At 43.2% G+C, this 19240-nt stretch carries 20 protein-coding genes and 4 tRNA genes; 4 read left to right on the plus strand and 20 right to left on the minus strand.

The window, feature by feature from the left end; all coding sequences use genetic code 11:
• Positions 1 to 42: 42 nt before the first annotated feature.
• The 15 genes from OGM16_01285 to OGM16_01355 all read right to left on the minus strand — a co-directional run bounded on the left by OGM16_01285 (position 43) and on the right by OGM16_01355 (position 8953).
• Positions 43 to 576: a hypothetical protein gene (locus OGM16_01285; GenBank protein ID UYJ46946.1), complete on the minus strand. Its 534-nt coding sequence runs from the start codon at positions 574 to 576 to the stop codon at positions 43 to 45.
• Positions 563 to 1012, minus strand: coding sequence for a DUF4860 domain-containing protein (locus OGM16_01290; protein UYJ48363.1), 450 nt, complete (start codon positions 1010 to 1012; stop codon positions 563 to 565). Before OGM16_01290 ends, OGM16_01285 begins: the two co-directional genes overlap by 14 nt.
• Positions 1013 to 1059: 47 nt before the next feature.
• Positions 1060 to 1404, minus strand: coding sequence for a hypothetical protein (locus OGM16_01295; GenBank protein UYJ48364.1), 345 nt, complete (start codon positions 1402 to 1404; stop codon positions 1060 to 1062).
• Positions 1405 to 1436: 32 nt separating this feature from the next.
• On the minus strand, positions 1437 to 2510 hold the full coding sequence (locus OGM16_01300) for a type II secretion system F family protein (protein ID UYJ46947.1): 1074 nt from the start codon (positions 2508 to 2510) through the stop codon (positions 1437 to 1439).
• Between the two features lie 30 nt (positions 2511 to 2540).
• Complete coding sequence (locus OGM16_01305; GenBank protein ID UYJ48365.1) at positions 2541 to 3428, minus strand: transglutaminase-like domain-containing protein; 888 nt, start codon at positions 3426 to 3428, stop codon at positions 2541 to 2543.
• A 123-nt stretch (positions 3429 to 3551) separates the two neighbouring features.
• A complete protein-coding gene (gene rlmB, locus OGM16_01310; GenBank protein ID UYJ46948.1) occupies positions 3552 to 4295 on the minus strand; it encodes a 23S rRNA (guanosine(2251)-2'-O)-methyltransferase RlmB in 744 nt (247 codons plus the stop codon).
• Positions 4296 to 4781, minus strand: a complete 486-nt coding sequence (locus OGM16_01315; GenBank protein UYJ46949.1) for a ribonuclease III — start codon at positions 4779 to 4781, stop codon at positions 4296 to 4298.
• A complete protein-coding gene (gene cysS, locus OGM16_01320; protein ID UYJ46950.1) occupies positions 4766 to 6175 on the minus strand; it encodes a cysteine--tRNA ligase in 1410 nt (469 codons plus the stop codon). Before cysS ends, OGM16_01315 begins: the two co-directional genes overlap by 16 nt.
• A gap of 69 nt (positions 6176 to 6244) precedes the next feature.
• Positions 6245 to 6793, minus strand: coding sequence for a 2-C-methyl-D-erythritol 2,4-cyclodiphosphate synthase (ispF, locus tag OGM16_01325; protein ID UYJ46951.1), 549 nt, complete (start codon positions 6791 to 6793; stop codon positions 6245 to 6247).
• A gap of 231 nt (positions 6794 to 7024) precedes the next feature.
• Positions 7025 to 7951 (minus strand): diacylglycerol kinase family protein, encoded by a 927-nt coding sequence (locus OGM16_01330; protein UYJ46952.1) that lies wholly within the window; start codon positions 7949 to 7951, stop codon positions 7025 to 7027.
• A 286-nt stretch (positions 7952 to 8237) separates the two neighbouring features.
• Positions 8238 to 8510 carry an acylphosphatase gene (locus OGM16_01335; GenBank protein UYJ46953.1) on the minus strand — a complete coding sequence of 91 codons (273 nt, stop codon included), beginning with the start codon at positions 8508 to 8510 and terminating at the stop codon, positions 8238 to 8240.
• 109 nt (positions 8511 to 8619) lie between these two features.
• Positions 8620 to 8693 (minus strand) — tRNA-Met (locus OGM16_01340).
• Between the two features lie 16 nt (positions 8694 to 8709).
• Positions 8710 to 8782: transfer RNA gene (locus tag OGM16_01345), tRNA-Val, on the minus strand.
• An 8-nt stretch (positions 8783 to 8790) separates the two neighbouring features.
• Positions 8791 to 8864 (minus strand) — tRNA-Met (locus OGM16_01350).
• Between the two features lie 16 nt (positions 8865 to 8880).
• Positions 8881 to 8953, minus strand: a tRNA-Val gene (locus OGM16_01355).
• A 391-nt stretch (positions 8954 to 9344) separates the two neighbouring features.
• Here OGM16_01355 and OGM16_01360 point away from each other — a divergent pair.
• On the plus strand, positions 9345 to 9734 hold the full coding sequence (locus OGM16_01360; GenBank protein UYJ46954.1) for a WHG domain-containing protein: 390 nt from the start codon (positions 9345 to 9347) through the stop codon (positions 9732 to 9734).
• On the plus strand, positions 9718 to 11079 hold the full coding sequence (locus OGM16_01365; GenBank protein ID UYJ46955.1) for an MATE family efflux transporter: 1362 nt from the start codon (positions 9718 to 9720) through the stop codon (positions 11077 to 11079). Before OGM16_01360 ends, OGM16_01365 begins: the two co-directional genes overlap by 17 nt.
• A 96-nt stretch (positions 11080 to 11175) precedes the next feature.
• On the opposite strand, the gene OGM16_01370 is transcribed toward OGM16_01365, so the two are convergent.
• The 3 genes from OGM16_01370 to OGM16_01380 form a co-directional block, all read right to left on the minus strand.
• Complete coding sequence (locus tag OGM16_01370; protein ID UYJ46956.1) at positions 11176 to 13158, minus strand: fructose-specific PTS transporter subunit EIIC; 1983 nt, start codon at positions 13156 to 13158, stop codon at positions 11176 to 11178.
• Positions 13159 to 13365: 207 nt separating this feature from the next.
• Positions 13366 to 14271, minus strand: a complete 906-nt coding sequence (gene pfkB / locus OGM16_01375; protein ID UYJ46957.1) for a 1-phosphofructokinase — start codon at positions 14269 to 14271, stop codon at positions 13366 to 13368.
• A gap of 278 nt (positions 14272 to 14549) precedes the next feature.
• The gene (locus tag OGM16_01380) at positions 14550 to 15410 is read right to left on the minus strand and encodes a MurR/RpiR family transcriptional regulator (GenBank protein UYJ46958.1); all 861 of its coding nucleotides are present in this window, start codon (positions 15408 to 15410) and stop codon (positions 14550 to 14552) included.
• A 180-nt stretch (positions 15411 to 15590) separates the two neighbouring features.
• Here OGM16_01380 and OGM16_01385 point away from each other — a divergent pair, with 180 nt between their 5' ends.
• Positions 15591 to 16256 (plus strand): phosphatase PAP2 family protein, encoded by a 666-nt coding sequence (locus OGM16_01385; protein UYJ46959.1) that lies wholly within the window; start codon positions 15591 to 15593, stop codon positions 16254 to 16256.
• A gap of 38 nt (positions 16257 to 16294) precedes the next feature.
• Here OGM16_01385 and OGM16_01390 read toward each other — a convergent pair whose 3' ends face one another.
• Both OGM16_01390 and OGM16_01395 read right to left on the minus strand, forming a co-directional pair.
• Complete coding sequence (locus tag OGM16_01390; protein ID UYJ46960.1) at positions 16295 to 17314, minus strand: glycosyltransferase family 2 protein; 1020 nt, start codon at positions 17312 to 17314, stop codon at positions 16295 to 16297.
• Between the two features lie 69 nt (positions 17315 to 17383).
• The gene (locus OGM16_01395) at positions 17384 to 17854 is read right to left on the minus strand and encodes a CPBP family intramembrane metalloprotease (GenBank protein UYJ46961.1); all 471 of its coding nucleotides are present in this window, start codon (positions 17852 to 17854) and stop codon (positions 17384 to 17386) included.
• A gap of 356 nt (positions 17855 to 18210) precedes the next feature.
• On the opposite strand from OGM16_01395, the gene OGM16_01400 reads away from it, so the two are divergent.
• Positions 18211 to 19140, plus strand: a complete 930-nt coding sequence (locus OGM16_01400; GenBank protein UYJ46962.1) for a carbamate kinase — start codon at positions 18211 to 18213, stop codon at positions 19138 to 19140.
• The last annotated feature ends 100 nt before the right edge of the window (positions 19141 to 19240 follow it).

Genomic DNA, 19240 nt, shown 5'->3' on the forward strand with positions numbered 1-19240 from the left:
GACACTCACATCATATCTTTTCTTTTCAGAAAGGCAAAAAAACTACGGTTTTACATATTGTTCTGTAAAAATATGGAAAATTTCACTTCCATGGTCAGTTGAAGTTCCATAATCAAAAATGACCACTGCAATCTCTTTCATCTGGTCTTTCATGCCTGTCATGATCTCTCCGGCATAAGCCAGTTTTTTACCATTTTTTTCCAATTCTCCCGTATCAGGATAACAGTTCCACTCTTTATCCCATACTACCTGGTATGTATGGATATCTTCGCTGCTTTCTATGGACTGATACATTGCATTTGCATCCGGATCTCCAGTTTTCCATTTTTCAAATATCTTCTGAAAATTGTCATCAGGCACGGAATTACCAAAATTTTCTGTATTTCCCGCCTTTACCTCTTCTACCAGACTTTCAGCTGCCAGAACTGCGCGATTAAGATCCCGTCCGTTTTTGCTAAGACGATCTGCCTGCACAAAAGCAGACAGACACATTGCCACGCAAAGCATAAAAAATCCTGCAGCTATCACCATTTCAATTAAAAACGGTCCGGAACCAGACCCTCTATTTCTGCTCATTGGCATCCTTTCCTCCGCTTCTTAATGAAAGTTTTAAGCCCGCTGCACCTTCGCCTAATGTCTGCAGTGTGATGGTATTTTTCTCTTTTTCCATAGAAAGACCGGCGCATTCCAGTATCTCAAGGCCGTCATCCAGACCCAGACCGCTGTTCTCATCTGTAAACAGTTCCCGGATGCTGCCGTCTTTCCAGTAGATCCATGTGTGGTATTTTTCTTCCCCAACCTGCTGTTTTAGCTGTAAAACAGAAGTACCGTCTACTTCTATTATATCCACACTATTTTCTCTGTCACCCTGACGTATTTTGTTCGCTATATAGCTTATTGCAGTGGTGCCTGAAAAATTGGCATCACTTCGTTTTATGATATTTTCATACACCCTGCTTCCCATAAGAACAGAAAAAAGGGCGCATAAAACGAATACAAGAAACAGAAGCATGGTAAAAAGACCGCTTATGGCCGATCCCTTTGTCTGTGTCTTTTCTTTCACTTTACAGCGTCCTCCTGTTCTGCCAGGATCACAGTAATCTCCGGCATGATATTGGAAGCAAATCCGTCATAAAACACATTGTATTTATCATGGTCAATCTGGACCCCGTAATTTTCTTCCAGATATTCCACACTTGGCGGATATCTTCCTTCAATGGCATAACACTGTACGCAGCCCCTTGCAATGGCTTTACGCAGTGTTTCCTGACTCCTTTCACCAGTTCTGTTTAAAAAACCCAGAGAACCGGTCCCAAAAGCCGCAACTGCTGCTAAAAGCAGCAAAAAGGATAACAAAAGCCCTCTAAGCTCCCCTTTATCCTCTTTAACTTTACTTACTCTTATTTTCATAGGTTCCTCCAGTCTGCCAGAATGCATCAGATAGCTGAAAGTACTCCAGCTAAAGGAAGCATAACAGAAAGAAGCACCAGACCTACAGATACTGCCAGCACTGCCACGATCGTGGGTTCAAATCTTGCGATCATATTGTCAATGGCTGTGTCCGCTATTTCTTCATAGTCATTAGATATCTCTTCCATTACACTGTCAAGATGGCCGCTTCTGGTACCTACTTTTATCATCTGGATATAAAAGCCAGAGAACATACCCGTTTCTTTTAATGCATCATAATAGCTTTCACCCAGCTCCAGCTTTTCAGAGCATTTTTTCAGCTGCTCTGATATCACATCATTTTCAGCCAGCCCGCCTGCCAGTTCAAGGCCTTTTTCAAATTCCAGTCCGCTTCTTAATGTCAGGGAAAGAACAGCTGTGAAACGTCTTTTTGCAATGGCCTGGGCAATCTTGCTGCGATTCTTTATCTGGCGGATCACATTCTGGATAAAGTTCACATGAATACCCATTTTCGCTGCAATACTCATTCCCGCAACCACCACTGCGATCAGTGCCACTAAAACAAGAGCCACTCCGCTGAAAATCCCACCCAACCGGATAGCGGACTGTGCCACAGGTGACATTTCTGCCCCCAGCTGTTCATAGACCTTTGAAAAAATAGGCATTACCTTTACAAACAGGACAAATAAGACTACAAGAAGCATAAGGATCATCATAGCCGGATAAGTCACAGCATTTTTCACTGCCTTGATCAGACGGTCTTCTTTCTCATAATAGTCAGAAAGAGATTTCATCATCTGATCCAGAGTACCTGTTTCCTGTCCCAGCTTTGCCATGCGGACCACATAGGCCGGAAATACGCCTGTATCTTCCAATACCTTAAAACAAGGATCTCCCAGTTCTGCCCCCTCTGCCATATAAAGAAGCATTTTCTTTTCATTTTCATCTTCAGCATCCTCTGCCATAATGGAAAATCCCTCATCTAAAGGTACTGCCGCTTCCAGAAGCAGAGAAATCTGCAGGCAGAACGCAGACAGCTGGCTGCAGGAATAGGAGCGCCACTGTCTGGTCTTCTCATCTTTTTTTTCTAAATCTGCCATTGCATTTCCCCCTGTAATTCGTTACAGCTTTTAATAGCTGTATTTTGCCTTATAATTGCCACCATTTCCAATATACTGCATGATCTCCTTGCTCTGCTTTCCAGAAGAAGCAAATGTAGGATCCATCAGTTTCCAGTCATGACCATCAAAATAGATCACATTGTCCACCCATCCCTGACCTTCCAGGAATACATTGATCCATGCGTGGTAAAGGCTTCCTGTATATCCTACTACCAGCTTGGTCGGGATATCCTGAGACCGCAGCATAGCTGTCATCAAAGCCGCATAATCAAAGCAGATGCCCTTTTTCTGCGCAAGGACCACATCTACATTAGGCAGGTATCCGGATTGTACAGACTGTGCTTTTGCTGTATCATAGGTCAGATTGTTAATAACGTAATTATAAATGGCGGTAACTACTCCGATCTGGTCTGTAACTCCAGATGAAAGTTCTGCTCCCTTCTGCACAGCCGCACTGGCAGGATTAAAGTTTACATACTGATTGGGATATAAAAACGGTCCAAAGGTATCTGTGATATTTACATCCAGACTCTGGCTGAACGCCTGGGAATACTGGGTTCCCTGGATATTTTCAAACACTTTTACCTGATAGGAGCCATTTCCTTCAGATAAAGGAAATACCTCATAGGTGCCACTGCTGTTTAAATCGTAAGTGTAAGTCTCTGAACCACTTTTTGATACTTGTACCTTAATCTTGCCAACACTGCCGGTATATTTCACCATAATGTAGCCGGAAGCTGTATTCGATGCATCCAAAGTGGCTTTATCATTTTTATATACTGTCACACCGGAAGCAATAGGTGTCAGCACATGGCTTCCTGCCGGTTTGCTATACAAAGGCACCTGTGTATCTTCAATGGTAGTCCGGGAATTCTGCTGTGCTGCCAGACCGGTCATAAGAAATGCCTGACCTGATGTTATTACTGTTGCTGCTGCCAGTAAGGCAGCTGTTATCTTTTTTGTTCTTTCCAAAACTGCTCAACTCCTTGTTCTGCCGTATACCAAAGCGATCCGTACTACTTATTTAGCCAGACGCTGGCGCACGATCTCATAAGCCAGCACACCTGCTGCAACAGAAGCATTCAGGGAATCAATATCTCCCTTCATAGGAATGGATGCTACCATATCGCAGTGCTCCTTTACAAGTTTGCTGACGCCTTCCCCCTCATTTCCGATCACAAGTCCCATAGGACCGGCAAGGTTCATTTTGTACATCACATCGCCGCCCATATCAGCACATACAAACCAGAGACCTCTCTTTTTTAAATCTTCCATTGTAGCGGTCAGGTTTGTAACTTTTGCAACCGGAGTATAATTTAACGCGCCGGCCGATGTCTTTGCAACGGTAGCTGTCAGGCCTACTGCACGACGCTTTGGAATAATAACCCCATGTGCGCCAGCCAGATTGGCAGTACGGATGATAGCACCCAGATTGTGGGGATCTTCAATCCCGTCAAGCAGGAATAAAAAAGGCGGTTCTCCCTTTTCTTCTGCCAGCTTTAACATATCTTCTACTTCTGCGTATTCATAAGCAGCAGCATAGGCAATGACACCCTGGTGTTTTCCTGTCTCAGACATCTGGTCCAAGCGTTCTTTTGCAACATAATTGATAATAGTATCGTACTTTTTAGCTTCTCTGACAATGGTTCTTACAGGGCCGTCCTGGCAGCCGTCTAATACAAACAGCTTGTCAATGGTCTTGCCGGAACGAAATGCCTCTAATACGGCATTGCGGCCTTCTATAGTCAGTTCTTCGTATCTCATTTATGACTCTCCTTTTTGTTCTGGTGATCCTGTTTTCATTTCCAATGCACCAATTCTTTCAAGCCCTGTGCTCACAAGCTGTGTAAGACGTTCAAATCGTTCTTCAAGGAACAGCCAGCCAACCAGTGCCTCAAAACCAGTTGCTGTACGGTAATCTGCCATAGTAGCATGTTTTGCCATGGTAAAGGATTTAGCATTACGTCCTCTTTTATATACTGCATGTTCCTGTGCTGTCAGATCTTCTTCTAAAAGATGGATCATGGCAGCCTGTGTACCTGCTTTGACCAGCTCTGCACTTTTTTTGTGAAGCTTGTTCACCTGGATACTGCCTTTGTTCACTACTTTGGCACGGATCATTACTTCATAAACTGCATCTCCAATATATGCCAGTACCAAAGGAGAATAGGTCCCTGCATCTACAGGGCCCATTTCCATTGTCTTTTTATAAAATTCCAGAAAGGCCTTTAAAGTTATGCTCTCTTCCACTTTACGCCCTCTCTGGTATCTTCTAGGACAATACCCATATCCAGAAGTTTTCCTCTGATCTCGTCTGCAAGAGCAAAGTTTCTGTCTTTTCTTGCCTGCTGTCTTGCTGCGATCATTTCCTCGATCTCGCTGTCAAGGACTTCTGCCTTTCTCTCTGTGATGATGCCTAAAACATCACATAACTGTTCGATTTCCTTTAACAGGCAGGAAATATAGGATTTGGTGCTGGAAGCATCTGCTGTGGAGTTAGCAAGTTTTACCAACTCGAAAATAGCGGAAACAGCATCTGCTGTGTTAAAATCATCCTCCATAGCTGCCTCATATTTTTCACGCAGCTTCTGTACTTCCACCATCTTTTCCTGCTCTGCACAGGTCTCAGCAGCACCTTCTGCCTTTGCATCCAGTTCTTTTAAGCGGTCTACTGCCGTAATGATACGCTCTAATCCGTTCTTAGAAGCCTCCATCAGTTCTGCGCTGAAGTTGATCGGGCTTCTGTAATGTGCGCTTAACATAAAGAAACGCAGTACCTGCAGGTCATATTTCTCAGCAATATCACGAACAGTAAAGAAGTTGCCCAGTGATTTAGACATCTTCTTATTATCAATATTTAAGAAACCATTGTGCATCCAGTAGTTTGCAAAGGTCTTATCATTTGCGCATTCACTCTGTGCGATCTCATTTTCATGATGTGGGAAGATCAGATCTTCACCGCCTGCATGGATATCGATCTGGTCTCCAAGATAATGCTTTGCCATAACAGAACACTCAATATGCCAGCCTGGACGTCCCTGGCACCATGGAGACTCCCAGTAAGGCTCTCCTTCTTTTTTCGGCTTCCAAAGAACGAAATCGTTTGGGTCTTCCTTTACTTCTTCACCACTTACCTTTAATTCACGGAAGCCGGACTGAAGTTCATCTAAATTCTTATGGGATAATTTGCCGTATTCTTTAAAGGATTTTACCTTAAAATATACAGTTCCGTCATCTGCAACGTAAGCATGTCCCTTATCGATCAGTGTCTGGATCATGGTGAGCATGCCCTGGATCTCCTGGGTTGCCTGTGGATTTACAGTAGCAGGCTTTACATTTAATGCTGCCATATCCTTTTTGCACTCTTCAATATAGCGTTTGGAGATAACTTCTGCATCTACGCCTTCTTCATTTGCCTTCTTGATGATCTTGTCATCTACATCAGTGAAGTTGGATACATACTGTACATCATATCCCTTGTACTCAAAATAGCGGCGTACTGTATCGAATACGATCATCGGTCTTGCATTTCCAATGTGGATCAGATTGTAAACCGTAGGTCCGCATACATACATTTTCACCTGTCCCGGTGTTAATGGGACAAATTCTTCTTTTCTTCTTGTGAGAGTATTAAAAATCTTCATAATTCCTCCTCATTTCCGCGCTTTTTCATACGCACATTTATTTATGCTATCCCTTTTATCACTTAAACTTTACTTTTGAGGACCACAGCAGCCTCCACAGCCCCCACAGCCTTCATTTATTATTTTATTATCATAGCAGTAATCAGCTACTTCCGTCAATAATGTAATTGCCTGGGATGAGATTCCTTCGCCTGTCCCTGTAAAGCCAAGGCCCTCTTCTGTGGTAGCTTTTACGCTGACTCTGGATACATCCAGATGAAGAGCCTCTGCAATGTTTTCAGCCATTGCCGGACGGTAATTTAACAATTTAGGGCGCTGGGCAATAATAGTGGCATCAATATTTTCCACTATATAACCCTTTTCTTCTAACAGTTCTCCTACTTTTTTCAGCAGTTCAATACTGGAAATGCCTTCATATTCTGGATCTGTATCCGGAAAATGCTGTCCGATATCCCCTAAGGCTGCTGCTCCCAGCAGAGCATCCATAACTGCATGAACAAGAACATCCGCATCGGAATGTCCTAAAAGTCCTTTCTCATATGGGATCTCTACACCGCCAAGGATCAGTTTTCTTCCCTCTACCAGTTTGTGTACATCATATCCCTGTCCAATCCTCATTTATTTCATGTCTCCTTTATAACTGATATGTTCTCTCGGAATCTTTCTGTGCCTGATTTTGTGAGAAGTTTTTTTGTCAGTTGTACCCAAATTTCTGAGGCGTACGCGGTGCGTACGGTGATGAAATCCGAATGCGACTGGCAAAAAACCGGCCACAAAGGCAGGTACAGGAAAGACTCCGAGAGGACATCTGATCTGTATAAAATACTTTTTATCAGGCGAGCCACGTTATCAGAACATCATCCGCACTTTCCGTGGTATACATTCAGCCTGTATATCATTTACATTGCCGCATACTTCTCCGTCTACATGAACCGGAAAAGAGGCATCTGTATGTATTCTCACTTCCCGGCATTCGTAGGTCCTGAGCCCTTTATAACGTTTTCTTCTGCCTGTCATAGCGCTTAAAAGAAGCGGGATCAGCTTCAACCGGTTGGCATAGCTGACTACACAAATGTTCATCAGCCCGTCTTTTCCATCTGCCTTTGGTGCAAAAACAAAGCCGCCGCCTTCTGAAGGCTGGATATGACAAGATATAAACAGGATATTATTAAATTCTACCCTTTTTACACCATCCAAAACAATATATCCCCTGGAAGAACGGCATTTAAAAAACTGGCTGATACCAAGAAGCAGATAAGAAAGCCTGCGAAAACCCATGTGGCCTAAGCGGCTGCGAAGTCTGGAATCGCGGGCCGCCTGACAGACAGCTGCGTCAAAGCCGATTCCGGCACTAACTAAAAACCGCCTGTGAAATGGTTCTCCTTTTCCATAAGAAAGAACGCCGTAATCGATCACGGAGAAGTGCCTTGGGTAAAGCTGCTTTTTCAGACACCGCACAGGACTTGCCGGCATATGAAGACTTCGCCATAAGTCATTTCCTGTTCCTGCCGGGATATAGCCCAGATTTAAAGGACCATGGAAGGAAGCTCCATCTAAAACTTCATTCATGGTGCCGTCTCCGCCAACAACAATAAGGAAGCACGGCTTTCCTGCTTCCTTGGTCAATTCCCTGGACGCTTCTCTGGCTTCACCGGTCCCGTTTGTCAGAACCGCTTCGTATTCAATATTGTGCCGATCCATATAACCGGCGATGGCTCTCCATACCTTCCATCCTCTGCCTGAGCCTGCATTTGGATTGATGATAAAATGGTACATAGGCAAACGGGTGTCCTTTCTCGTTTCTGTATAAACTCAGTTCCATGCACTGACGGCGCTTGTTCCTCTTTCTGCGTAGACTCAGGTCCACGCGCTGACGCGCTCATCTGTCTGCTGACGCAGACGGGACCTTCGTTAATAAGCTTGCAAAAAACAAATGCCGCCCTTGGCGGCGCTTGTTTTTTTCTGCGCTTATTACATTATACCATACCACTGTTGAAAAACATATAAAACACATCGAAAATTTCTATTAAAAATGCCCATAGCCGTTACAGCCATTAACTTCTCAGTATATATGAAAGCTGTTTTCCTGTTTACAGGGAATATCTGTGATCTCCATATCTGATACTTCGATCCAGTTTTGTTCCTGGATACGTTTTAAAAGTTCCTGGATATCCAGAGGCTGTCCCTGCACTTCCATTTCCACCCGACCATCCCAGAGATTCGTCACCCATCCAGTCAACCCCAGTGACTGGGCAATATAATAAGAACGATATCGGAATCCTACTCCCTGGACCCTTCCAGAGAAATAAATATGTTTTCTCACTGTATTTTTCATAAAGCACCTGCTTTTCCAATATGTATTTTATTTTTCATGATCATTTTCCGTTTTATCTAATTTATATTGCAAAAAAGCAACCTGCTTTCACAGATTGCCTCTTCGTTCATAGCGAGAGGGGGATTCGAACCCTCGACACCACGGGTATGAACCGTGTGCTCTAGCCAACTGAGCTATCTCGCCATATTTAGTTAATGGATGGGGCCTACAGGGCTCGAACCTGTGACCCTCTGCTTGTAAGGCAGATGCTCTCCCAGCTGAGCTAAGACCCCATGCAAAATAGCGGAAGGGAGATTCGAACTCTCGACACCACGGGTATGAACCGTGTGCTCTAGCCATCTGAGCTATTCCGCCATATTATTTAATTGGATGGGGCCTACAGGGCTCGAACCTGTGACCCTCTGCTTGTAAGGCAGATGCTCTCCCAGCTGAGCTAAGACCCCTTATCCGCTCTCACACTTGTCTCAAATGCGATTGCTTGAATAGTATAATTCAAATTGTAGGAATTGTCAACACTTTTTGAAAATTATTTTTTGTATTTAATCCTTTTATTTGTTATCTTGACAAACTAACGTCATTAGTATATTATTTTAACTAATGTCATTAGTTTTTGAAAGGGGTGTTTTTTTGTCACACAAAGGATTAAATAAAGAAATAATCATAAAAGCTGCAGCAGATCTGATAGAAACCCAGGGACGTGAATGTTTTTCTATGCGTCTTCTGGCTGATTCTCTTCAGGTCAAAACCGCTTCTCTTTACAATCATATAAAAAGCATGGACGAACTGATCACAGCCGTTTGTGAATATGGCCTGCAGCTGCAAAAGGAAATGGAAATGGATGCTGTAAAAGAACAGCATGGTGAACAAGCTGTCCGTATCCTTGCTGATACTTACCGCTTATTTGCTAAAGAACACCGGCAGCTCTACTGGCTGATCATGAACACAGCTGCCAAAGATCATCAGGTCCTTGATAATGCTGCTATTCTTATTACAGATCCTTTAAAAAAAATATTTCAGGATTTTCATTTACAAAGTAAAGAACTGGTCCATTACCGCCGGTTATTCCGAGCTATTGTACACGGTTTTATTTCTCAGGAAGAGGAGGGATTTTTCTCCCATTATCCCACCCCTGTAGAAGAAAGTTTTTATTTTTCTATTCAATGTTTTATAGATTGTTTAAAACAAGGCGAAATGAGGTGCTTGCACAATGAAAGAAAAAAATGAGGTGCTGTTTTGCAGTATGCCTATTCCCAAAGCGATCCTGGTTCTTGCAGTTCCAACTGTCATAAGCCAGATCATCACTATCATATATAATATGGCTGATACATTTTTTATCGGGCAGTTAGGTGAACCCAGACAAGTAGCTGCTGCCACATTAAATATGCCTCTTTTCATGTTTATGACAGCTCTTTCCAATCTTTTTGGTGTTGGAGGCTCCAGCCTGATTTCCCGTTTTTTAGGTGCAAATGAACATAAAAAAGCATCTCATTGCTGCGCATTCTGTATTTGGACAACCACTGTATCTGCCTTTTTATATGGTATTTTTATGCTCCTGTTCCGTCCTGTCCTTATGCCAGTTCTTGGCGCAAATGAAGAAACTCTCCCCCTTGCCTCTTCCTACCTGTTCTGGACAATCGGTATCGGTGCTGTACCCACCGTTTTAAATCCGGCACTTGCCCATCTGATCCGTGCAGAAGGCTATTCTAAACAAGCCAGTTTCGGTGTTGCTTTCGGAGGTGTTTTAAATATCCTGCTGGATCCGCTTTTCATTTACGGTCTGCGGCTTCAGATCACTGGTGCTGCCATTGCAACATTAATCTCCAATACCATTGCCATGCTTTATTTCCTGCACTTTATCTGGAAAATAAGAGCCACAAGCGTACTTACTCTTTCACCACGTATGTACCGGATCACTGACCATATCCCATCTGAAGTACTAAGTATCGGTCTTCCCAGTTTTTTAATCTCCATGATGGGGACTGTCTCCAACACTGTATTAAATCACATTATTGCCGGATACTCTAATATTGCAGTTGCCGGTATGGGAATAGCAAAAAAGATCAACATGCTGGCTTTTGCTGTAGCCCAGGGCATTACGCAGGGGACCTTACCTCTGATCGGATATAATTTTACCTCTGGTAACAGGAAACGGATGCTGGCTGCGATCCGTACTCTCTTTCTGTTCAGCCTTGTTGTTTCCATAACTATCGCTGTCTTACTTTACACAAATGCATCTGGTGTGACCCGTTTATTCATTAATGATCAGGAAACTGTTCAATATGGACGTACATTTTTACATATTATCTGCTCTGCCTGCCCTATGACTACCATGACATTCTTCACTTTAACTGTATTTCAGGCAACCGGTCAGAAGCGTCAGCCGATTCTTTTATCCATGCTGCGTAAAGGAACCGTTGACGTTCCCTTCATGTGTCTGTTCAGCCACATCTTCGGTATTAACGGTGTTGCCTGGGCAACCCCTGTGGCGGAAATAACTTCTCTTATTGTTTCTGCTGCTCTGGTAATCCCATACATCAGAAAGCTTTCAAATCAAAATATCGATCAATGATCTATCTTTCTCTTTGACTGACTGACGCAAAAACAGCCCGGCCGTTTCTCCCCTTGGCCGGGCTGCTATAAATACTCCCTTAAGTATGTGTCTGTTTTATTCTTCCACGTTCTTTTTAAGAATTCCCAAGATAACGCAGCCAACGACCGCTCCTATCACAACTGCCGCCAGATACATTACCGGATTGCCAATAGTAGGCAGTACAAATAATCCGCCATGAGGTGCTCTTAAAGTACAGCCAAAAGCCATAGACAAGCCACCTGCTACTGCTGCACCTGCCAGGCAGGAAGGGATCACGCGGAGAGGATCCTGGGCTGCAAACGGAATAGCTCCTTCTGTGATGAAAGAAAGTCCCATTACATAATTTACAATACCAGACTGACGCTCTTTTTCCGTAAATTTTTTCTTAAAGAAAGTAGTACACAGTGCAATTGCCAATGGAGGCACCATACCGCCTGCCATTACCGCTGCCATTACTTCAAAGTTTCCTTCTGCCAGCTGGGCAGTTCCGAATACATAAGCTGCTTTGTTAAAAGGACCACCCATATCAATAGACATCATGCCGCCAAGGATCATACCTAACATTACACGGCTGGTTCCGCCCATTCCATTTAAGAAGTGGGTCAGTCCGTCATTGATCATGCCCATATATGGGTTGATAAAAGTAGTCACCACTGCTGCAAGGAAAATACCGATCACCGGATATAATAATACCGGTTTGATACCTTCCAGTGACTTTGGCAGTTTGGAAAACAGCTTTTTAAGGCCTAAAACAAGATAACCACCTGCAAAACCAGCAAATAATGCACCCAGGAAACCGGCGTTTACATCTCCGCCTGCAGGATTTGCAAAAGTAGAACCCATTTTTGCGATCAGACCTGCTACCAGACCCACAGCCAGACCTGGACGGTCTGCAATACTCATTGCAATGAAACCTGCAAGGATCGGAAGCATCATGCCAAATGCCTGCTCACCAATGGTCTTTAAGTAAGCTGCAAGAGGTGTATTCTTACCAAAGTTAGATGGATCAATGGAATAATCATCCAGTAAAAACGCCAGAGCGATCAGGATACCACCGCCAATAACAAATGGAAGCATATGGGATACACCGTTCATCAGATGCTTATAGATCTGTCTTCCAATGCTGTCACTTTCTCCCTCAGAAGCTGCACCTGAAACATCTCCACTATAATGATAAACCGGTACTGTTCCGCTTACTGCCTGATTGATCAAAGCCTCTGCCTTGTGGATGCCATCTGCTACAGGAACCATGATCACCGGCTTTCCGTCAAAACGGGCCATTTCCACGTTCTTGTCTGCTGCAACAATGATCGCCTCTGCTGCTGCGATTTCTTCTTTTGTCAGTACATTCTGGGCACCACCGGAGCCGTCTGTTTCAGCCTTCAAGGAAATCCCTAATTTCTTTCCAGTATTTTCCAGATTTTCCGCTGCCATGTAGGTATGGGCAATACCCGTCGGGCACGCAGTAACTGCCAGAACACGGTAATGGGCATTGACAGCAGAAGCATTCTGATCTGACTGGCCAGCTTCCTTCTTTTCTGTCTTCTTATCCTCTGCCCCATTTTTCGCTGCTTGCGTTTTCTTCTCTTCCTCACCAAAGCGTTCATTTTCTGCCTTGTCGATGATATCTAAAAACTCGTCTGCATCCTTTGCCCCGATCAGACTCTCTTTAAAGCCTGGATTCATAAGTAATGTAGACAGTCTGGATAACGCCTGCAAATGTACATCATCTCCTGCTGCCGGTGCTGCGATCATAAAGATCAGGTTTGCCAGAGAACCATCAAATGCCTCATAATCAACGCCCTCAGGAACCACCATAGCTGCCAGTCCCGGCTCTTTTACAGCATCTACCTTCGCATGTGGGATAGCGATTCCTTCACCGATAGCTGTACTTCCAAGTGCTTCTCTTGCTAAAATTCCCTCTTTATACCCCTGTATACTGTTAAGCCGTCCTCCAGCATCCATCAGTGAGATCAGTTTATCAATGGCCGCATTTTTATCTGCCACCTTTACGCCCAGTTCAATGCTTTCCTTTTTTAACAGCTCTGTAATACGCATGCGTATACCTCCTTATAAATTTCAATCTGCTTTTTCATTCTCATTTTGTAACTGTTCAGAGCCAAGCAAAATTTCAAAAAACAGGTATAAAATGCTTGCATCTTTAAAACTGTTTTTGAAATTTTATTTGGCGGATACGCCACACCGACGAAATGCGTAGCATTTTGGAGGTTGGATCTGAACAGTTACCTCATTTTTTATCATTTATCATTGCAGCTGTCCTAACAGCTCCATGATCAGTTCCTTTGTACCAATGCCATAGGAAAATGCCGTTGCACCGCCGCTGGCTGTTCCCAACTTCAAGGCATACTCATAATCTGCTTTTTCCAGATAACCGGCTAAAAAGCCTGCCACCATGGAGTCACCGGCTCCTACAGAATTTTTCACAGTTCCCTTGCAGACTCCTTCCTTATAAATATGTCCGTCCTCTGCCACCAGCAATGCACCATCTCCTGCCATGGAAACCAGAACATTCACAGCTCCCCTGTTTTGCAGTTCTTTCCCACACTCTATGATCTCTTCTTCTGTTTTTAACTCTCTTCCGAACATCTGTCCCAGTTCATGGTTGTTTGGTTTAATAAGAAATGGCTTTAACGGGAGCACATCTAACAACAGATCCTTTTCTGCATCTACGACTGTGCGGATGCCTCTTCCTTCCAGACGTCTCATGATCTCCTCATAAATGTGATGGCTGATCATAGAAGGAATACTTCCTGAAAGCACCAATACATCCCCTTCTTTTAAACCGTCCAGCTTCTTAAATAAGGCATCTACATCTTCAGGCCGGATATCTGGTCCCATGCCATTGATCTCCGTCTCTTCGTCCGATTTCATCTTTACATTGATACGGGACATGCCGTTCTTTACATGAATGAAATCAGATGCAAAGCCCAGTTCTTTTGCCCGTTTTTCAATCTCCGCTCCTGTAAAACCTGCTACAAAGCCCAATGCTGTACTCTCATAGCCCAGATTTGCTAAAAGAGCGGATACGTTGATTCCTTTTCCCCCGCAGATCATGTTTTCTGATATGGTCCGGTTCACCTTACCTGGAGTAAAATGATCTACAGAGATCACATAGTCCAGTGCCGGATTAAAAGTCACTGTGTAAATCATGTATCATCTCTCCTTATTTTTAAGAAATTTTATTTCTTATCCTTAGTCTTACTATAATATGATTTTTATTTTTCGTCAATAGCGTTCTTTGAGAAAAATATTTTCGCATGTTCTTTCAGCGTTTTAAACAAAAAAGAACCGCAGTTTTCCATAAAATGCGGTTCTCTTTTGTGCAGATTACTGTGTACTGTCCTGTGTTTGCTTATATTCTATTTTTTCTTGCACCTATTTTTTCTTAATATCTATTCTCTTCTTTATTTTCTTCTTTCTTAGTATGCCTATCCCCGCTGCTTATCTGATGATATAGCTTTTTCATGACGCCTGATATGCTCTACTGCATCTTTCTTTCCAGCCATAAGAAGAAGGTAGATGATCTCGATCACAGTAGTGACCGTCACTCTGGAAAACCAGAATTCTTCTGTAAGAAGCTTTTCCCTGGTAGCAGTGATGATCTTATAATCGCAGATCTGCGCCAGGGGTGACTCCCTGTTATTGGTAATAAGTACCAGGGTACTTCCATTTTCCTTCGCTCCCGCAGCCAGTGTTTCCAACCTTTTGGAGGATCCGGAATTAGAAATGATCAAAACTACGTCCTCACGTCCCAGGTTAAAAGCATAGGCAGCCTGCGCTTCCCAGATATCCCCCGCCACAGCCGGAATGCCCAGCTGATTAAACTTAAAAGCACCATCTAAGGCTACCGGAATGGTATTTCCTACAGCTGCCAGCTGCACCATTCTTGCATGCTCCAGCTTATCCAGTATGATCTCCAGATTTTTAATGTCTATCATCTTTATAGTCTCTGTCAGTTCTGCAATTTTATTCGCAAGAATATTCTTTAAAGACTGTTCCAGATCTGTCCGGTCAATATCATTGGTCACTTCCTGGCTCTGATGTTCCTCTTCTAAAATCTCCCTGGCAAGTGTCAGTTTCAGGTTCTGAAATCCCTTGAAACCGCATCTGCGGCAAAATCTTGATACTGTAGCATCACTGGTACCACTGGCTTTTGCCAGCTCTCCTACGGTCATATCCACAGCCTGATCCTTATGCTCCATAATATAATCTGCGATCTTCTTCTCTGCCTCAAAAAAACTGTCATACGCTGAGCAGATCACGCCCAAAACGCTTCGTGCTTCATTCATTTCTTACACCACCATTCACATGTAAATTCATTTCTTAATAATAAATATACCATAACAAAAATAAAAATAAAAGAGAAGTTTATTAATATTTTGTGACTCCCCTTGTTTTTCAAAATTTACCGTGCTATAATTTTTCCACGATAAAAAACAAGACATATGAACATTTCAAGAAAGGAAAACATGAAAAAGATCTGCGGATTTTTATACAAATACAGACATGCATGGCTGCTGTCCTATGCATTCATCTACCTCCCCTGGTTTATGTTCCTGGAGCGGACAGTGACCCGTGATTACCATATTATGCATGCGTCCTTAGATGACCTGATCCCATTTAATGAATATTTCATCGTGCCGTATTTTTTGTGGTTCGTCTACGTAGCAGGAACCTTAATTTTCTTTCTGTTTCGCAGTAAAGAAGATTACTACAAAATGTGTGCCTTTTTATTTTCCGGCATGACGCTGAGCCTAATCATCTGTACTTTCTTCCACAACGGAACTGATTTCCGCCCGGTGATCGACCCGGATAAGAATATTTTCAGTGCAGCCGTAGCTGCCCTTTATAAAACAGACACTAACACCAACGTCTTCCCCAGCATTCATGTATACAATTCTGTGGGAACCCACATTGCCATCAGCAGAAGCCGGTTCTTATCAAAACATAAGATCATAAAACTTTGTTCTTTTCTCTTAACTGCTTCCATCTGTCTGGCAACTATGTTCTTAAAACAACATTCTATTATTGACGTATGCGGTGCTTTCTTAATGGCCTATGCCATCCATTACTTAGTATACGGATACGCAGCTGATACAGAAGACAAGAAGATAACAGAAAAAGCGCTTGGTTAAAACACCAAACGCTTTTTTATTATGAAAATGCTGCCATATTAATTAAATCCATAAAACTTCTGTGTTATCTTATACCCTAAGATCAGCAGGTCTCTACCGCCCTTCCCAGGCAGATTGCATCCCTGCCCCAAAAATCCAAACCGCAGTCTCAGCCACAAAGCCAGATTCTCTTTCTTTAAAAACTCCCATATTTCCTTCTTCTTTTCCATATTTTCCTCTGTTCCTGACTTGATCGCAAGCACAGAGCAAATGGTCATCATGATCTCCAGATAAGAAGTCATATAATGCTTCAGCTTTCTGTTAGGGATTTTTGTTACATCATAATATCCTAACATCAGCTTTGTCACCCGCAGCTGCTGGTCTATCCTTCCGATCATTACCTGCTCATTTACAGACTGGTCAGATCTTCCGATAAAATAGCGGTAGAAATTCACATCCAGATAATACATGTTCTTTACATGGGGAAGCGGCTGATATACAAAAATGTTATCCACATAAAAAGTATGCATTGGCAGCTCCAGTCCACACTGGCGCAGCAGTTCTGTACGGTAAATAACAGAATGCATCAGTATATACTGTCCTGTCATAAAGAACTTAACATCCTTCCAGGTAAACACTTTATCCCTTGGGAAAGCAGTATGGTAATTCATCACCTTTTTCCGCTTTGCTCCCTCTTTCTCATAAACAAAGTTAGTTATCAGCATATCAAGGGTTTCCTGACCGTATACAAACCCTCTCAAAGTTTCCAAAACCTTCTGGTATGCCTCTTCGTTGACCCAGTCATCACTGTCTACTACCTTAAAAAATACACCCGTAGCATTTTTAAGACCTGTATTTACCGCCTGGCCATGTCCGCCGTTTTCCTGATGGACCGCACGGCAGATCCCCGGATATTTTCTCTCATATTCATCGGCGATCTCTGGTGTACGGTCCTTCTGTGACCCGTCATCTACGATAATGATCTCCACCTCATCACCGCCTGTAAGCAATGTATTGATACAATGCTCCATATAGGCTTCTGAGTTATAACACGGAATCGCAATGGATAATAACTTCACGTTTTTCCTCCTTCGCTTCTGGAATCTTTCTGTGCCTGATTTTGCCAGAAGATCCCCGGAATACATATCTTATAAATATTTAATTAAAACCACATTTAAAAGCAGCGCCGCCCCGTTTGCAGCTCCATGCATCACCACAGCCATTCTGTATTTTCCAAAAGAACTGCTTTCATATCCCCAGGAAAGCAGCAAGCCAAAAACAAAACCGTATATCCCCTGGATCCAGTTTCCATGATACAGACCAAATGCGACGGCTGATATAAACGCTGACAAGATCACACCAAACCATTTTCGCAAGATCCCATAAAGTCCCTTCCTGAATATTCCTTCTTCCAATAAAGGGGCTATAAGCAACGTTAACGCCAGATAAACTCCCAAAGGATACGCCGCCAGTTCCTCTGCTGCTGCCTCATAGGAAACTGTCATAAACTCCGGCCATGGGATCACATACTGCACCAGGATATTTCCCAAAACAGCCAGGAACACCGCTGCCAAAACCTTCTTTTTCCAGCCTTCAGGCAAAATTTTCTTTGTATACATGAATTCCTTTTTTTTCATCACATACATGCAGTCAGTATATCACACCCAACTTCCTTTTGCTATCATCTTTTTGCGCTTTTCGTTGCAATTTTTTCTATAATAATGTATCATGATACCAAGGTCAAAAGGTAATAAATCCGATGTAAGCGTGCTTGCAGGAGGATTTTTGAACTTGGGATCCGCCAAAAACATAAGTAAGAAGCCATTTTTTGAAGAAAAATGAGCGGATTACGAATGTTTTTAGAATTACGAGAGTGCAAAGCACGTAGCAATTCGGTATCAGAGGGGGGATACCTTTTGACCCTAACATCGTATCATGATGTTAAAAATATTTCCTGAAAAGTGAGGTAAGCATTATGGCAAAAAAGAGGATCGTCATGGCCATTGGCCATAAAGATATGGGAACCAATCTTCCAGAACAGAAGGAAGCCGTAAAGCGCACTGCAAAAGTGATCGCAGACTTTATTCAGGACGGCTGGCAGGTTGCCATCGTTCACAGCAACGCACCACAGGTAGGCATGATACATACAGCAATGAATGAATTCGGTAAACAGCACCACGGATACAGCTCCGCTCCTATGTCTGTATGCTCCGCTATGAGCCAGGGCTATATTGGTTACGACTTACAGAACGGCATCCGCGCAGAACTGATCAAGCGTGGCATTTATAAGCCGGTAAGCACTGTTCTTACCCAGGTCACTGTTGATCCTTATGATGAGGCATTTTACACTCCTGTAAAAGTAGTAGGCCGTGTAATGAGTGAAGAAGAAGCCAAAGAAGAAGAAGCCAAAGGAAACCATGTAAAAGCAGTAGAAGGCGGCTTCAGACGTATCGTAGCCTCTCCTCATCCAGTTGCCATTGTTGAGATTGATGCCATCAAAGCTTTAATGGACGCTGACCAGATCGTTATTGCCTGCGGAGGCGGCGGCATCCCGGTCATGGAACAGGGATACAATCTTCGCGGTGCCAGCGCTATTATCGAAAAAGACCTTGCAACAGGCCTTTTAGCAAAAGAGATCGATGCTGATGTTATGATGATCCTTACAAGCGTTGACAATGTTACCTTAAACTTTGGAACTGACAAAGAAGAGCCCATCCACCATATGACCATTGCTGAAGCAAAGACTTATATGGAAGAAGGCCAGTTTGAATTTGCTTCCATGCTTCCAAAAATTTCCGCTTCTGTCAACTTCTTAGAGGCCGGAAATGGCCGCAAAGCCATTATCACTTCTCTGGACAAGGCAGAATGCAGCCTGACAGGAGAAGCCGGAACTACTATCGAATAAAAATCATGCGAATATAAAAATCACCGCCTGCTGACGCAGGCGGTTTGTTATTTACAACATATGATGATACCAGGGTCCCAAGTTCATAAATCCGATGCAA

The sequence above is a fragment of the Lachnospiraceae bacterium genome, assembly GCA_025758065.1.
Taxonomy (GTDB): domain Bacteria; phylum Bacillota; class Clostridia; order Lachnospirales; family Lachnospiraceae; genus Enterocloster.

Bases quoted from the DNA above. Each gene is read 5' to 3' on its own strand.
- cysS (UYJ46950.1), bottom strand. From the start codon at position 6,175: ATGAAGATTTTTAATACTCTCACAAGAAGAAAAGAAGAATTTGTCCCA.
- OGM16_01400 (UYJ46962.1), top strand. From the start codon at position 18,211: ATGGCAAAAAAGAGGATCGTCATGGCCATTGGCCATAAAGATATGGGA.
- OGM16_01395 (UYJ46961.1), bottom strand. From the start codon at position 17,854: ATGTATACAAAGAAAATTTTGCCTGAAGGCTGGAAAAAGAAGGTTTTG.
- OGM16_01305 (UYJ48365.1), bottom strand. From the start codon at position 3,428: ATGACCGGTCTGGCAGCACAGCAGAATTCCCGGACTACCATTGAAGAT.
- OGM16_01365 (UYJ46955.1), top strand. From the start codon at position 9,718: ATGAAAGAAAAAAATGAGGTGCTGTTTTGCAGTATGCCTATTCCCAAA.
- OGM16_01330 (UYJ46952.1), bottom strand. From the start codon at position 7,951: ATGTACCATTTTATCATCAATCCAAATGCAGGCTCAGGCAGAGGATGG.
- OGM16_01385 (UYJ46959.1), top strand. From the start codon at position 15,591: ATGAAAAAGATCTGCGGATTTTTATACAAATACAGACATGCATGGCTG.
- ispF (UYJ46951.1), bottom strand. From the start codon at position 6,793: ATGAGGATTGGACAGGGATATGATGTACACAAACTGGTAGAGGGAAGA.
- rlmB (UYJ46948.1), bottom strand. From the start codon at position 4,295: ATGAGATACGAAGAACTGACTATAGAAGGCCGCAATGCCGTATTAGAG.
- OGM16_01285 (UYJ46946.1), bottom strand. From the start codon at position 576: ATGAGCAGAAATAGAGGGTCTGGTTCCGGACCGTTTTTAATTGAAATG.
- OGM16_01380 (UYJ46958.1), bottom strand. From the start codon at position 15,410: ATGAATGAAGCACGAAGCGTTTTGGGCGTGATCTGCTCAGCGTATGAC.
- OGM16_01360 (UYJ46954.1), top strand. From the start codon at position 9,345: ATGGATGCTGTAAAAGAACAGCATGGTGAACAAGCTGTCCGTATCCTT.
- OGM16_01290 (UYJ48363.1), bottom strand. From the start codon at position 1,012: ATGCTTCTGTTTCTTGTATTCGTTTTATGCGCCCTTTTTTCTGTTCTT.
- OGM16_01300 (UYJ46947.1), bottom strand. From the start codon at position 2,510: ATGGCAGATTTAGAAAAAAAAGATGAGAAGACCAGACAGTGGCGCTCC.
- pfkB (UYJ46957.1), bottom strand. From the start codon at position 14,271: ATGATTTACACAGTGACTTTTAATCCGGCACTGGACTATGTGATCTCT.
- OGM16_01370 (UYJ46956.1), bottom strand. From the start codon at position 13,158: ATGCGTATTACAGAGCTGTTAAAAAAGGAAAGCATTGAACTGGGCGTA.
- OGM16_01335 (UYJ46953.1), bottom strand. From the start codon at position 8,510: ATGAAAAATACAGTGAGAAAACATATTTATTTCTCTGGAAGGGTCCAG.